This window comes from Pseudobutyrivibrio ruminis HUN009 (assembly GCF_000703005.1).
Taxonomy (GTDB): Bacteria; Bacillota; Clostridia; order Lachnospirales; family Lachnospiraceae; genus Pseudobutyrivibrio; species Pseudobutyrivibrio ruminis_A.
The window spans coordinates 2,402,494-2,417,651 of sequence record NZ_JNLH01000001.1 but is presented as its reverse complement, the minus strand read 5'-3'; the positions used below and the strand labels follow the sequence as shown (position 1 = coordinate 2,417,651).

The window sequence follows — 15,158 nt, the reverse complement described above, 5'->3', positions numbered from 1 at the left end:
GAGGTTAATATGGCAAAAGATATACCAGTTTATGTCTTTACTGGATTTATGGATAGTGGAAAAACTACCCTTATCCAGGAGACATTGTTTGAAAATGACTTCACTCAAGGTGGAGACGATAAAATCCTCATTTTGTCTTGTGAGGATGGAGATGTTGAATATGACATCGAAAAGCTTAAGACAATCAATGCAAAGGTTGCTACAATCGAATCAGAGGATGAGTTCAATCTTGAAAATCTTACAAAGATTTCAAAGGAATATGATCCAGATGTAGTTTTCCTTGAGTACAACGGTACATGGGGCGTGGATCACATTTATGATGAGCCACTACCAGAAGGATGGGTACCAGCGCAGTCACTGGCTACAGTTGATGCTACTACATTTGAAAACTACCTTAATAACATGCGTACCATGATGATGGAGCAGCTCTTTAAGGCAGAGGTAGTTATCTTCAACAGATGTACTGATGCCACACCAAAATCAAAGTTCCGTGGTCAGATTAAATCAATGAACAGACCAGCACAAATCGTTTATGAGCGTGCAGATGGATCAATTGATGATACACCAGAGGAGCTGCCATTTGATTTAAATGCAGATGTAATCGAGATTTCTGATGCAGATTATGCTTTGTGGTTTATGGATTGTATGGATTCGCCAAAGAAATACGATGGCAAGACAGTCCACTTCACTGGTTTAGTCTACAATCCAAATGATGGAAAGCTTAGAAGAGATGTATTTATTCCAGGAAGATTTGCAATGACATGCTGTGTTGAGGATATTCAGTTCCTTGGCATGAAGTGTAAGTGGGATAAGGCATCTACTTTAGGTCACAGAAGCTGGATTGATATTACGGCTACAATCAAAGTAGAATTCGCAAAAGAATACAAAGGAAAAGGCCCTGTTCTCTATCCAGTATCGGTAGAGCCTACAGAAAAGCCAGAAGATGAATTGGTTTATTTTAGTTAAATAAAGTTACATCAAATGTAACCCCACACAACATTCATAATAAAGGCAATTATCTATGATGTGTGGGGTAATCTTTTGCTTAATAATAATTTTAAATATTTAAACTTTTATAAGCACAAATTTGCTTTAGCACTTTACAAAGCTAAAGAAATGATATACATTATATAGAAATGTGAAAAGGGAAGGAGTCTATTTTATGTATCAAATCTTAAAGAAGGAAATGCTTTCAGATAAGATTTACCTTATGGTAGTAAAAGCCCCTAGAGTTGCATCAGGATGTCTACCAGGTCAGTTTATCATTGTAAAAATTGATGAAGAAGGAGAAAGAATTCCTCTTACTATATGTGATTACGATAGAAACGAAGGCACAGTTACTATTGTATTCCAGACAGTTGGTGCTTCAACTGAGCGTATGGCTTTACTTAACGAAGGAGATGCATTTGATGATTTCGTTGGTCCTTTAGGTCAGCCTTCAGAGCTTTGCATCGAGGCAAACCTTGAAGAGACAAAGAAAAAGAAAATCGTATTCATCGCAGGTGGTGTTGGAACTGCACCAGTTTATCCACAGGTTAAATGGCTCAAGGAGCACGGTGTTGATTCAACAGTTATTATCGGTGCTCGTACAAAGGATATCCTTTTCTATGAGGATGAGATGAGAGCAGTAGCTACAGAGCTTTATCTTGCTACAGATGATGGAAGCTATGGATTCCACGGCAATGGCTGTCAGCAGCTTCAGGCTCTTATCGATGAAGGAAAGAGCTTCGACCACTGCGTTGCAATCGGTCCTATGATTATGATGAAATTTGTTTGCCTCCTTACAAAAGAGCTTGGCATCCCTACAGTTGTATCTATGAACCCAATCATGGTTGATGGTACAGGTATGTGTGGTGCTTGTCGACTTGTAGTTGGTGATGAAGTTAAATTCGCTTGTGTAGACGGTCCTGAGTTTGATGGTCACTTAGTTGACTTTGATCAGGCTATGGCTCGTGCTAAGCAGTACAAGACTGAAGAAGGAAGAGCTCTTCTTAAACTTCAGGAAGGTGACACTCATCACGGTGGATGTGGAAATTGCGGAGGTGACAAATAATGGCAGATATGATGGTTAGAGTACCTATTTCTGAGCAGGATCCAAAGGTTCGTGCTACAAACTTTGATGAGGTATGTCTTGGATATACAGAGGAAGAGGCCGTTGCAGAAGCAAGCCGTTGCTTAAACTGCAAGAATCCTAAATGCGTAGGCGGATGTCCTGTATCTATCAATATTCCTGCATTTATCGAGCAGGTTAAGAATCGTAACTTTGAGAGAGCATACGAAATCATTTCTGAGTCTTCAGCACTTCCTGCAGTTTGCGGTCGTGTATGTCCTCAGGAATCACAGTGCGAAGGTCAGTGTGTTCGCGGAATCAAGGGTGAAGCCGTTGCAATCGGTAAGCTTGAGCGTTTTGTTGCTGACTGGGCTAGAGAAAACGGCATCAAGCCAAAGAACACATCTACTCCAAATGGTCACAAGGTTGCAGTTATTGGTTCAGGCCCTTCAGGTCTTACAGCTGCTGGTGATCTTGCAAAGGCTGGATACGATGTTACTGTATTTGAAGCACTTCACGAAATGGGTGGTGTATTAGTATACGGTATTCCTGAGTTCCGTCTTCCAAAGGACAAGGTTGTCAAGGCTGAGGTTGAGAACGTAAAGGCTCTCGGCGTTAAATTCGAAAAGAACGTTATCATTGGTCGTTCTATTACAATTGATGAGCTTATTGAAAAGGAAGGCTTTGAAGCTGTATTTATCGGCTCAGGCGCAGGTCTTCCAATGTTTATGCATATTCCTGGCGAACAGGCAAACGGAGTATTCTCTGCTAACGAATTCCTTACAAGAAACAATCTTATGAAGGCATTCAAGGAAGGATACGACACACCAATCGCCCGTGGTAAGAAAGTAGTTGTTGTTGGTGGTGGTAACGTAGCTATGGATGCAGCTCGTACAGCACTTCGTCTTGGAGCTGAGGTACACGTTGTATACCGTCGTAGCGAAGCAGAGCTTCCAGCAAGAGCAGAAGAAGTACATCACGCAAAGGAAGAAGGCGTAATCTTTGATCTTCTTCAGAATCCTGTAGAAATCCTTGTTAACGAGGAAGGCGCAGTTCGTGGATGCAAGATTATCAAGATGGAACTTGGTGAGCCAGACGCTTCAGGTCGTCGTAGACCAGTAGAAATCCCTGGCAGCGAGTACGAAATCGAGTGCGATACAGTTATCATGTCACTTGGTACTTCACCAAACCCACTTATCTCTAGCACAACAGCTGGACTTGAGACAAACAAGAAAGGCTGCTTAATCGCAACAGAAGATGGCGCAACCACAAAGACTGGCGTTTACGCTGGTGGTGATGCCGTAACTGGTGCCGCAACCGTAATCCTTGCCATGGGAGCCGGCAAAACAGCCGCAGCTGCCATCGACAAGTACTTCCAGTCAAAATAAACTCAAATTCCCATGCCTCTGGTAACTCCAGGGGCATTTTTGCACCCCGCTATATTATATTTACTGTCAGCCCCAGCCCCTAAGGCAGTCCCTGCCACCAAATCCCTGCACATTGCATTCAGATTATGATTTTCTAAGTGGGCAGTGTCGCTTTCTTTATATGCAGGTGTTCTTTCAATTCTTTGCACTGCTAACGCCTATGTATGTAGCTAGGCAGACACTCTCTATTTTTAGAATTTATCTCCACAACAAACTTAGGAATAATTGCGGCGACATTTGTAGTGAGCCTAGAAAATTAGAAAGGGGTATTTTGAGATGATTATGCGCGAGGCGCCATGGACGGCGCCGAGAGCCCGACAACGAAATGGACTGAGTTAAAGGGCGGCGCATAAACATCCAAAATCCCCTTTCTAAATTTTCTTGGCAAACGGAGTATGAGCGCAATTATCCTAAATTTGTGTGGAGATAATAATAAGCCTAAAGGTGTCTGTCCTCTACATACATTGGCTTCGCATTGCAAAACCAATGAAAGGACACCTGCTAAAAGCTCCCTTTGCCCACTAAGAAAATCTATAATCTTCGCAAAATCGTGCAGGGATTTCGGTGGCAGGTACCTTCTTAGGGGCCGGGGCTGGCGTAGTTTTTTGGTGGCGGGGTGCAAAATGCCGGAAGATGTGAGAGGGGCATGGGAATTGGGGAGACAATAAGAAAGGGACTCCCGATTGGGAGTCCCTGTTATTTTTGTAGTGAAAACAGTTCTTAGTCGAACTGTCCAAAGGCGTACTTGAAAAATGAAACTGGTTCAACGCCTTCCTTTTTCTTTCTTGCACAATACTTTTCGTAATCAGCATACACGCTGTACATTTGGAATGATACTTCTTCGAACATTCTAATTACCTCCTAAAATCTCTCTTTATCTTTGTTACAGCTGATATATTAAACCCATATTTGTCATTTGTCAACAAAAATAATTTGAAGATATTGTGAAAATTGTATAAACGGAATTGTATTGAGATAGTTTCCAGACTTTAGTATAATTTAGCTATAGGAAACTGAATATATAAATTATAGTTTTTGGGAGTTTAGTATGAACGAGCGCATATTAGAAGGAGCCTTAAAGGTTTTCAGAGAAAAAGGTCCGAAATTTACAATGGATGATATTGCTTCTGAGATGAAAATGAGCAAGAAAACCATTTATACCATCTTTACAGATAAGAACGAGCTTATGTGTGAGATGATGAATTTTGCATTTGACCTTATTAAAGAATCAGAGGATAAGATTTATTACGATAATAGTCTTACTAGAATAGAGAAGATTCGTAGTATTTTGTCTGTTTTACCTGAGTCTTACTATGGCTTTGAATATACAGCGATGCATCAGTTGGCTACAAAGTATCCTAAGGCATACGAGATTATGCAGGAGAGATTGGATAGCGGCTGGGACAAGACACTCGATCTTTTAAAGGGCGGTATAGCTGAAGGCGAAATCAGAGAGATTGACCTAAATATCTTCAAGCTTATGTATGAAGCTTGTGTTGAACAGCTTTTAATGGGAGATTTCCTTCAGGGAAGTTCTAAAGATTATCCTACAGCTTTGGCGGAAGTTGTGGATGTAATGGTAGACGGTATAATTGTAAAGGGAAAATGATAAATGGCACAAAGAGTATATTTAGACAGAAAGTGGAGATTTAATGAAAAATTTGAAGAGGAAATGATAAGTCAGCCTATGAAGGAAAGCACACTTATCAATATTCCTCACACTGTCAAAGAGACACCTTTTTCATATTTTGATGAGGGTATCTACCAGATGGTTTCAGCTTACCAAAAGAGTATTTTTGCTCCTGCGCAGTGGGCTGACAAACTTCTTATTCTTACATTTGAAGCAGTTGGACACTGCTGTGATGTCTATATTAATGGTCGTCATATGAAGCATCATGAGTGCGGCTATACAGCATTTTCAATCGATGTATCAGATGTTCTTAATTATGGTGAAGAGAACCTTATCACTGTAAAGGTTGATTCCAGAGAAAGTCTTAACCAGCCTCCATTTGGTTATGTAGTTGACTATATGACTTATGGTGGTATCTATAGAGATGTTTATTTCGAAGTTAAAGAACAAACCCATTTTAAGAGCCTGTTTGTTCAGCCTTCATTGCTTGAGCGAGTTTCTACAAGCAAGAGAACTCCAAAGCAAATCAAAATGATGAAGGTTCAGGGTATTATTAAAACTGAATGTATCCTTTCTGAAAACATTTATGAGCTTGCTGTTGATGAGCATGTTTTTATTAAGCAGTATTTAGACGAGGATTTGTTGATATCTCAGCCTGTTGGTGGCCTTGAAAAGGTGGAGGATGGATATCTACTGAATCTTACCACAGCACCTACCACTGTTAAGCTTTGGGATGTTGAAAGCCCACATCTGTATCAGATTAAGACACAGCTTGTTATTGATGACAATGTTGTAGACGAGCATGTTGAAACTATCGGTTTCAGAAGCTCAGAATTCAGAAAGAATGGCTATTACTTAAATGGTAGAAAGCTAAAGCTTAGAGGATTAAACAGACATCAGTCATATCCTTATGTTGGATATGCAATGCCAGAGTCTATGCAGCGTTTGGATGCCAAAATTCTAAAAGAAGAGTTGGCGCTTAATGCAGTTCGTACTTCACATTATCCTCAGTCACATTATTTCATTGATGAATGTGACAAATTAGGATTGCTTGTATTTACAGAGATTCCTGGATGGCAGCATATAGGTGATGCTGATTGGAAGAACATCGCTGTAGAAAATACAAAGGACATGGTTCTTCAGTATCGTCATCATCCTTCAATCATCCTTTGGGGAGTTCGTATAAACGAATCACAGGATGACGACGAGTTTTATACTAGAACAAACGAGGTTGCACACGAATATGACCCTACACGCCCTACAGGCGGCGTTAGAGCCCATGCAAAGAGCTCGTTGCTAGAAGATGTCTACACATACAATGATTTCGTTCATTCAGGCGCTAATAAGGGTTGCTCAAAGAAATCAGATATCACTTCAAATGATGAAAAGCCTTATTTGGTTAGTGAGTACAATGGTCATATGTACCCAACAAAGACTTTCGATGCTGAGGAACACAGACAGGAGCATGCAATTAGACATGCAAATGTCCTTGATGCAATTGCAGGGGAGCCTGATATTGCAGGTTCATTTGGATGGTGCATGTTTGACTACAACACACATAAGGACTTCGGCTCTGGTGATAGAATCTGTTATCACGGGGTAATGGATATGTTCAGAAATCCAAAGCTTGCGGCTTCAGTGTACTCAGCTTTTTCTGATATAGAGACAGTATTGGATATCACTACAAGCTTTGATATTGGTGAGCATCCAGCCTGCAATAGAGGAAAGTCATACATCATTACAAATGCAGATTCTGTAAAGATGTATAAGAATGATGTGCTTATTAAGGAATACTTCCCATCAGATAGCAAATATGAGAATCTCAAGCATGGTCCAATTCTCATTGATGACTTTGTTGGTGATGCTGTAGAGCAGGATGGAGAATTCACAAAGGGCCAGGCAAAGCTCATTAAGAAGGCTTTAAATGATGTTACACTTGGTGGTTTCAAAATTACACCATCGCTTGCATGGACAGCCTTTAGATTGGTTGTTTTCCATCATGTGAGTCCAAGCAAGGCGGTTCCAATTTACAACAAGTTTATTGGTGACTGGGGCGGTGAATCTAGAGAATACAAATTCGAAGCTATCAAGGACGGTCAGGTAGTAAAGACTGTTAAAAAGGCGGCTGTTACAAAAGCTCATATTAATGCCAAAATCAGCCACACACTTTTAACAGAGCTACACACATATGATGTGGCAGAGGTTCGCATCACAATAGCTGATCAAAATGACAATCAGCTGTATTTCTTTGGTCAGCCAATTTCCTTCGAGGTTGAGGGGCCTTTCGAAATAATAGGACCAAAGGTGGTATCCCCAATGGGTGGTTCCACAGGAGTATATATAAAATCTATAGGTGAAGATGGAGACGGAAAGCTTACAATCTCATGTGATGGATTGGAGCCAGTGGAAATCGGTATATCTGCAGAATGTTTAATTAATTAAGGGGTAAAAAGATGGAAGACAAAAGTAAAGTAATTTTTGGAAACGTAATCTCAGATAAGGATTACAAAAAAGCATGTAAAACAAAGGAAAAGAACATCAAGAAATATGGTGATGATTCAAATGTAGATTACAATATCGTAATTGCGAAGAATGATCACATTGGTGACTCTCTTGGTGTATATGACGTTCTCTTAAAGGACGGCGAATCTAAGGAATCCTTTGATACTGAAAAGGGTGTTATCGTTGGAAATATCCGTATGGGATTTGGTCATTATCGTATTTCCATGGCTATGGCATCAGCTGCAAAGTCTATGGGCTACATACCATATTGGATGGATTTAAATGGCTATCCACAGACTACCTGCACAAAGGTTATCAGCGCTCAGAATGATTTGTATTCACTTGGTTCAAGACTTTCAAAGAACAAGCTTTTCAACAAGTTTATTTGGGAGCCAGCAAACTATGAGTGGTTTAGAAAGCTTTCTTACAACTCTTCAGACCAGAAGAATGCCGAGCTTATGGCTACAGTTTACAAGAATGTTCCAAAGGAAATCCCTGTAATTGGTACACATGCATGGCCAGCTCAGGCTGCTGTACATGCAGGAATGAAGTATGTTGTAAATGCTATTCCAGACAACTGGCCAATGGCCCTTCATTTTGCTGAAGGAGCAGTTCATGCTATTCAGTGTAAGAATGCATATATGGGATACAGAATCTGCAATGGTATGGCGGGAGATACAGTTTGCAAGCCAATGCCAAATGATTCTTTAGTATACACAGGTCACTACATTGATCATGAGCTTGTTTCTAATATCGAGGTAGATTGCCAGGCTCGTCTTGATAGAAAGAAGAATGGCAAGCCAATGCGTTTCCTTCTTACAATCGGTGGCGCTGGTGCACAGAAAGAAATCTTTGCTGCAATCATCAAGTATTTATTGCCTGAGATTAAATCAAATCGTGCAGCATTATATGTAAATGTTGGCGATTACAAGAATGTATGGGATGATTTGATGGCAGAAATCCCTCAGATGAAAGAAGTTGTTACAGAGCACTTCAATGAGTTTGATGCTACAACTAAGTTTGCTGAGGAAGCTTTGACAGGTGATGTTGAAGGAATCCACGGATTCTATCACGAAAACATTTTTGAAGCAGTTTACTGCACAAACTTACTTATGAGAAGCTGCGATGTACTTGTTACAAAGCCATCAGAGCTTGCATTCTATCCAGTGCCAAAGCTTTTCATCAAGCGTGTTGGAAAGCACGAAATGTGGGGCGCTATCCATTCAGCAGAAATGGGTGATGGAACACTTGAGTGTAGAGATATTCCTCATACACTTCAGATGATAGATTTATTTATGCAGGACGACAGACTTCTTACAGATATGTGTGAGAGCATCAAAGTTAATAAGACTGTTGGGGTTTACGATGGTGCGTATAAGGTTGTTGAGCTTGCCATGGGGCTTAAGAATAAGAACTAATTAGGAGGAGAGTATAATGGCAGAAAAAAGAAGTTTATCGGGAGTTGAAAAATTTGCCTATGGTATAGGAGCTGTTGGAAAAGACATGGTTTACATGCTTTCAGCTTCATACGTACTTTACTATTTCCAGGACATCATGGGTGTCAATGCAATTGCGATGGGTATTATCCTTTTGGTTGCCCGTGTATTCGATGCATTCAATGATCCAATCATGGGTGTAATTGTTGCAAAGACAAAGACTCGTTGGGGAAAGTTCCGTCCTTGGCTTTTAATTGGAACTATTACAAACACAGTTCTTTTGATTTTAATGTTTTCGGCACCACCAACAGCTACAGCTAAGGGGCTTGTTGCTTACGCAGCTGTTACATACATCATGTGGGGCGTTACATACACAATGATGGATATTCCATACTGGTCAATGGTTCCAGCTTTTACAGATAGCGGTAAGGAGCGTGAGGGCTTATCAGCACTTGCTCGTTCATGCGCTGGTGTTGGTTCTGCACTTGTTACAATTGTTACTGTTATGGCTGTTGCAGCACTTGGTTCTAAGGCAGCTGCTAATAGCACAGACAATATCACAAAGACATTTGATTCTAGCAACACAGAGTTCTGTCTTTATGTTGTTGAGCGTGATGCAGATGGAAATGCTACATCAAACACAGGAACTGTTATTGGAAATGATATTGTACTTAATGTAACAGGTATCCAGAAGGTTTTTGACGGTATTGTAGATGAAGAAAACGGTTACAATGGCGTTGTATCTTTAAATGGTGATAACACAAATTATAGCTTTACATATGGTGACACTACTTATGTAGAGGGAGATGATTGTGATATTAACGTAGCTATGGATAGCGTAGATTCAGGTAAGGTAGCTATTGCACTTTACGTTCCAAGTGATGCATTTGCAAAGTATATGGACGGAGAGGTTGATCTTAGCAACGTAACAATTGATATGACTTCTACAATGGAAGTTGAGCGTCTTGGCTTCAAGTACTTCTCAATTATCATCGGTGCATTATTCATTCTCTTTATTGGCATCACATGTGCATGCATTAAAGAAAAGTCTACAGTAGATATGCAGACAGCATCAATTGGTCAGATGTTCAAGGCTCTTATCCAGAATGATCAGGCAATGACAATTGTTATAACAATCGTTCTTGTAAATACAGCACTTTACATTACATCAAACCTTTTGATTTACTTCTTCAAGTATGATTTAGCAGGAAGCAACTGGCAGGGTAATTACACATTGTTCAACACATTTGCAGGTGGTATGCAGATTCTTGCAATGATGATTTTATTCCCTCTTCTTAGAAAAGCCTTTACAACACTTCGTATTTTCTATATTTGCGTAGCAGCAGAAATAGTAGGATACATCGTTCTTCTTGTAATGGCACTTAGCGGTGTAACAAATGTATTTATTTTCTTCTTACCAGGCTTCCTTATCATGTCTGGTGCAGGAATCCTTAACGTTGTAGTTACTGTATTCCTGGCAAACACAGTAGATTACGGTGAGCTCAAGAACTATCGTAGAGACGAATCAGTTATTTTCTCTATGCAGACATTCGTAGTTAAGCTTGCATCTGGTATTGCAGCTCTTGTTGCATCAGTTTGTCTTGCTATTTTCAACATCCAGAAGGATAGTGCAGCAACTCTTGATGTGGCTGGTCTTCAGGAAAAGGTTGCAAACAGTGGACTTCTTGAGTCTATTGATGCAAATTCAGTAATCGGACTTAGAATGATTATGACAGTTGGACCAACAATCGTTCTTGTTATCGCATTCTTGTTCTTTAGATCAAAATATATTTTGACTGATGAAAAGCTTGCTGAGATTTCAGATGAATTAAAAGCTCGTAAATAAATAATATGTTAAGATTAATCTTGTAATTTTTACAAGAGTTGGAGGTTTTTAGATGATTAAAGCTGATGGAAAGGTATTTTTCTTAAATACCAAGTCAACAACATACGCATTTCGCGTAATGGAAACAGGTCAGCTGGAACATATGTATTACGGAAGGCTCATCAATTGCGATGAGCCATCTGTGCTTAAAGAAAAGCGTGCATTTGCTCCAGGAAATACTATTACATACGATGATGCACACCAGGATTTAACATTAGAGGATGTTAGACTTGAGCTTTCTGCAATTGGTAAGGGTGATTTAAGAGAGCCTATGCTAGAAGTAGTTTGTGCTGACGGAAGCACATCATTGGACTTCGTTTATGATTCATATGAGGTTATTTCAGGAAAGCCTGAGTTCAAGACTTTGCCAAGCTCATACGACGAATCAGGCAAGGTAGAAACTCTCAACGTAACCATGAAGGATAAGAATCACGGATTCACTTTGATTCTTTCATATTCAGTGTTTGAAGAGTGCGATGTAATTACTCGCTCTGCCAAGTTTATTAATACTTCAGATGAAAGCGTTCGCCTTACACGTATGCTTTCTATGCTTATGGATTACGATCATCCTGGTATGAAGATTACTTCATTCCACGGTGGCTGGACACGTGAGATGAATAAGAGTGATGTGATTCTTCCAGCAGGTAAGTTTGTTAATGCATCATTTACAGGCACTAGCTCAAATAGATGCAATCCTTTATTTATGATTTCTGAGCCAGATTCATGTGAGGAATCTGGTGATGTATGGGGATTCAATTTACTTTACTCTGGCAATCATTATTCAGCTACAGAGGTTTCTTCATTTAAGAAGACAAGAGTTGTATATGGAATCAATCCTCAGAACTTTGCATGGGATTTAGCAGCAGGAGAGGAGTTTGAAGCACCAGAGGCTGTTCTTACATATTCAGCTGCTGGTTTCAGACAGATGAGCCTTAATATGCATGATTTCGTTCGTGAGCATATTACACGTGGCCCATGGAAGAAGAAGGAACGTCCAGTTCTTATTAATAGCTGGGAGGCTTCTTACTTTGATTTCACTGAGAGTTCACTTCTTAAGCTTGCAAAGACAGCTAAAAATGCCGGCGTAGAATTGTTCGTTATGGATGATGGCTGGTTCGGAGATAGAAATGATGACCATAGAGCCCTTGGCGATTGGGATATTGTTAATAAAAAGAAGCTTCCAGGTGGCTTAGAGGGTCTTTCTAAGAAGGTAAATGACCTTGGTCTTATGTTTGGTCTTTGGGTTGAGCCAGAGATGATTAACGTTGATAGTGAGCTTTACAGAAAGCATCCAGATTGGGCTATCGATATTCCAAACATGGATCATTCAGAGGGACGTTTTCAGCGATTACTTGACCTTTGCAATCCAGAGGTTGTTGATTACATGATTGAGAGAATGAGTGAGATATTCTCTACACCTGGCCTTGCTTACATCAAATGGGATATGAATAGGAACTTCTCAGATTACTATTCAAAGTATCTCCCAGCTGATAAGCAGCTTGAGGTTAGCCATAGATATGTTCTTGGCTTCTACAGACTGTTAAAGACATTGGCTGAGCGCTTCCCAGAGATTCTGATGGAAGGTTGTGCATCTGGCGGTAACAGATTTGACCTTGGTGTGCTTTGCTATTATCCACAGATTTGGGCAAGTGATAATACAGATGCTGTTAGCAGACTTGCTATTCAGGATGGATATTCATACGGCTATCCACAATCTACATATACAGCACATGTTTCTGCATGTCCAAACCATCAGACACTTCGTGTTACACCACTTGAATCACGCTTTGCTGTAGCAAGCTTTGGTGTGCTTGGATATGAGCTCAATCTTAACGATATGAAATCAGAAGATATTGCAGCTGTTAAGGCACAAATCGAGCTTTACAAGCAGTATCGTAAGACATTGCAGTTTGGCGATTTCTATCGCCACAGAGCGGACAACATTTATCAGTGGAGCATCGTTGATAAGGATAAATCTACATCTGTTTCAATGCTTATGCAGCGTGAAATCGTAGCAGGAGACCAGTACTTGAAGCTTGAGATGGCGGGCCTTGATCCACAGACAAAGTACCACTTCTTTGGACGCAAGCTTGAATATAACGTAAAGGGATTTGGTGATTTGGTAAATACAGTTTCTCCAATCCATATTAAGCAGGATTCACTTGTACATAATCTTGTTGCGAAGTTTGTTAAGATGCCTGGTGAAATAGAAGATTACGTGGCTTATGGAGATGCACTTAATTCCAACGGAGTTAAGCTAATGCAGAGCTTCGTAGGTACCGGCTACAACGAAGAAGTTCGCTACTTCCCAGACTTCGGAGCACGCCTCTATTTCGTAGAGAAAGCAGAATAGCATAAATACAAAAAGAACCAGTAACTATCAAGCTCTATGTGTTACTCAAGGAGAACTTTCCATGTTCGACGGAGTAATACATAGGCTTGAGAGTGTAACTGGTTCTTTTTAATTTACTGGTTCTTTTTTATTTTACTCTGTTACAGTACTTTCGATACTGAAGTAGTTCATCTTGTCGTTGAGGCTTACGGCAAGGTCCTTGAGTTCGGCGGCAGCTTCGTTGATCATAGCGAATGTTGTGTTGAGCTCTTCCATAGAAGCAGTAGTCTCCTGAGAAGATGCTGCATTCTGCTGAGAAATAGCAGAGAGCTCTGAAATAATATCGTTGAAGCTTGCCTTAAGGTTGTTAAGAAGTTCAACCTTATCAGCAATTGTCTTTGTACTAATATCTACGCTGTTTACGTTGTTAACAACGCCGTCCATATCTGACTTAGTGCTGTTAAGCTGAGCGTTTTGCTTGTTAAATGCTACGTTAAGCTTTTCAATAGTATCAACACTCATCTGTGACTCTTCAACAAGCTTGTCTACAATGTCATTAATTGAAACAGCTGCATCCTTTGATTGGATAGCAAGGGAACCAATTTCAGAAGCAACAACGGCAAATCCTCTACCGTATTCTCCAGCTCTGGCAGCTTCGATAGAAGCGTTAAGAGAAAGGAGATTAGTCTGCTCTGAGATAGAAGTAATAGCGCTTGAAGCATCAGCAATGTTCTTAACAGCGTCATTTGTAGCCTGAATCTGAGTGTGAATTTCTGTCATAGCAACCATAACCTGTTCGTTCTGAAGCATAAGCTCATTGATTGCATCTACAGTGTGGTTTGCATCTTCAAGCATTTCTGTAGCAGCCTTTGAAAGCTCCCTAACACTTGAAGTGATATCATCAATGCTTTCACCCATTTCTGTTGTATTTGATAATGAGCTTTCAACGTTTTCAGCCTGAGCTACTGCGCCCTTGCTGATATCCTCTACAGCGTTTGCTACCTGATCTGCAACATGGAGTGCAGTGTCAGCAGAAGTTGCAAGACTTTCTCCTGATTTTGTAACCTCGTCAGACAGATTAAGTGTTGTTTGGATAACATCTGAAAGCTTATCACGAAGTTCTGCAGAGCTTTCGGCAATGACTCCAATTTCGTCAGTTCTATCAAATGTTTTGTCATTTATATAGAATGAAAGTTCACCATCCTCTAATTTCTTTAAACCATCAACAATGTCCTGAATAGCCCTTGTAGACTTGTTTACCATCCAGTGACCGATTGAAAGGTTAAGGAAGAAGAAGAAGACATAAACTCCCATGATGATTAAGCGAGCATGCCATAAAGCAGCTTCTACTGAATCAGTTTCCCTACCAGCAAATACCATACCAACAATTGAACCATCAGAATTAGTAAGAGGTAAGTAGTATGCATACCATTTGCTATCACTGCCATCTATAGTAAAGTTTGTTGCAAGATATTCTTCACCATTTGTAAGAACTTTTTCTACAACAGTATCTGAAGCCTTTGTGCCTTCCATACGTTCGCCTGTTTCAGAATTTACAAGGGAAGTGATGTAACGTGTGTCTCCGTAGAAGACTGTGAAATCCATTCCAGTCTGCTCGTGCAAGCTATCAAGCTGCTCTTGAAAATCATCGTGTACAGCGAAATTCGCCTTAAGAATTGTTCCATTTGAAGCAACTGACCAATCACCGTTCCATTCGTGGTCCATTGCATCCATCAAGAATACTGCAGATGCATGAAGCTCTTCTGTAAAAGAATCATAATATGCTTTCTTAACGAAAGAGATTCCAATAATAGCGATTGTTGTGGCCATAAGCAATGCTAATGCAGATGCTAATAATAATACCTGGCGCACTAATTTCTTATTTTTTTTCATGAT

At 40.2% G+C, this 15,158-nt stretch carries 10 protein-coding genes and 1 pseudogene; 9 read left to right on the top strand and 2 right to left on the bottom strand.

The annotated features are described in order from the left end of the window. Positions 1 to 9: 9 nt before the first annotated feature. From BO15_RS0110985 to gltA, 3 genes are all read left to right on the top strand, one after another. Positions 10 to 966, top strand: coding sequence for a GTP-binding protein (locus BO15_RS0110985; RefSeq protein WP_033154354.1), 957 nt, complete (start codon positions 10 to 12; stop codon positions 964 to 966). Between the two features lie 196 nt (positions 967 to 1,162). Further along, positions 1,163 to 2,053 carry a sulfide/dihydroorotate dehydrogenase-like FAD/NAD-binding protein gene (locus BO15_RS0110980; protein WP_033154353.1) on the top strand — a complete coding sequence of 297 codons (891 nt, stop codon included), beginning with the start codon at positions 1,163 to 1,165 and terminating at the stop codon, positions 2,051 to 2,053. Beyond that, entirely contained in the window at positions 2,053 to 3,438 is a 1,386-nt protein-coding gene (gene gltA / locus BO15_RS0110975) for an NADPH-dependent glutamate synthase (RefSeq protein WP_033154352.1), read from the top strand. Before BO15_RS0110980 ends, gltA begins: the two co-directional genes overlap by 1 nt. A 759-nt stretch (positions 3,439 to 4,197) precedes the next feature. Here the strand turns inward: gltA and BO15_RS13865 are convergent. After that, complete coding sequence (locus tag BO15_RS13865; protein ID WP_272867642.1) at positions 4,198 to 4,326, bottom strand: hypothetical protein; 129 nt, start codon at positions 4,324 to 4,326, stop codon at positions 4,198 to 4,200. A 199-nt stretch (positions 4,327 to 4,525) separates the two neighbouring features. On the opposite strand from BO15_RS13865, the gene BO15_RS0110965 reads away from it, so the two are divergent. The 6 genes and pseudogenes from BO15_RS0110965 to BO15_RS0110940 all read left to right on the top strand — a co-directional run bounded on the left by BO15_RS0110965 (position 4,526) and on the right by BO15_RS0110940 (position 13,283). Further along, positions 4,526 to 5,086 carry a TetR/AcrR family transcriptional regulator gene (locus tag BO15_RS0110965; RefSeq protein ID WP_033154350.1) on the top strand — a complete coding sequence of 187 codons (561 nt, stop codon included), beginning with the start codon at positions 4,526 to 4,528 and terminating at the stop codon, positions 5,084 to 5,086. A gap of 3 nt (positions 5,087 to 5,089) precedes the next feature. Continuing rightward, positions 5,090 to 7,549: a glycoside hydrolase family 2 protein gene (locus BO15_RS0110960; RefSeq protein WP_033154349.1), complete on the top strand. Its 2,460-nt coding sequence runs from the start codon at positions 5,090 to 5,092 to the stop codon at positions 7,547 to 7,549. An 11-nt stretch (positions 7,550 to 7,560) separates the two neighbouring features. After that, on the top strand, positions 7,561 to 9,027 hold the full coding sequence (locus BO15_RS0110955; protein WP_033154348.1) for a DUF6937 domain-containing protein: 1,467 nt from the start codon (positions 7,561 to 7,563) through the stop codon (positions 9,025 to 9,027). A 16-nt stretch (positions 9,028 to 9,043) separates the two neighbouring features. Beyond that, positions 9,044 to 9,571: pseudogene (locus tag BO15_RS13915) on the top strand (MFS transporter); the annotation flags it as partial. Then, positions 9,551 to 10,891, top strand: coding sequence for an MFS transporter (locus tag BO15_RS13880; protein ID WP_099047368.1), 1,341 nt, complete (start codon positions 9,551 to 9,553; stop codon positions 10,889 to 10,891). The pseudogene BO15_RS13915 and the gene BO15_RS13880, both read left to right, overlap by 21 nt. A 52-nt stretch (positions 10,892 to 10,943) precedes the next feature. Beyond that, positions 10,944 to 13,283 (top strand): alpha-galactosidase, encoded by a 2,340-nt coding sequence (locus BO15_RS0110940; protein WP_033154347.1) that lies wholly within the window; start codon positions 10,944 to 10,946, stop codon positions 13,281 to 13,283. Between the two features lie 132 nt (positions 13,284 to 13,415). Here the strand turns inward: BO15_RS0110940 and BO15_RS0110935 are convergent, their stop codons facing one another. Continuing rightward, a complete protein-coding gene (locus BO15_RS0110935; RefSeq protein WP_033154346.1) occupies positions 13,416 to 15,155 on the bottom strand; it encodes a methyl-accepting chemotaxis protein in 1,740 nt (579 codons plus the stop codon). Positions 15,156 to 15,158: the final 3 nt, after the last annotated feature.

Excerpts from the sequence above, each read along its gene's own strand:
- BO15_RS0110980 (WP_033154353.1), top strand. The coding sequence starts at position 1,163 with ATGTATCAAATCTTAAAGAAGGAAATGCTTTCAGATAAGATTTACCTT.
- gltA (WP_033154352.1), top strand. The coding sequence starts at position 2,053 with ATGGCAGATATGATGGTTAGAGTACCTATTTCTGAGCAGGATCCAAAG.
- BO15_RS0110985 (WP_033154354.1), top strand. The coding sequence starts at position 10 with ATGGCAAAAGATATACCAGTTTATGTCTTTACTGGATTTATGGATAGT.
- BO15_RS0110955 (WP_033154348.1), top strand. The coding sequence starts at position 7,561 with ATGGAAGACAAAAGTAAAGTAATTTTTGGAAACGTAATCTCAGATAAG.
- BO15_RS0110960 (WP_033154349.1), top strand. The coding sequence starts at position 5,090 with ATGGCACAAAGAGTATATTTAGACAGAAAGTGGAGATTTAATGAAAAA.
- BO15_RS0110940 (WP_033154347.1), top strand. The coding sequence starts at position 10,944 with ATGATTAAAGCTGATGGAAAGGTATTTTTCTTAAATACCAAGTCAACA.
- BO15_RS0110965 (WP_033154350.1), top strand. The coding sequence starts at position 4,526 with ATGAACGAGCGCATATTAGAAGGAGCCTTAAAGGTTTTCAGAGAAAAA.
- BO15_RS0110935 (WP_033154346.1), bottom strand. The coding sequence starts at position 15,155 with ATGAAAAAAAATAAGAAATTAGTGCGCCAGGTATTATTATTAGCATCT.
- BO15_RS13880 (WP_099047368.1), top strand. The coding sequence starts at position 9,551 with ATGGCTGTTGCAGCACTTGGTTCTAAGGCAGCTGCTAATAGCACAGAC.
- BO15_RS13865 (WP_272867642.1), bottom strand. The coding sequence starts at position 4,326 with ATGTTCGAAGAAGTATCATTCCAAATGTACAGCGTGTATGCTGATTAC.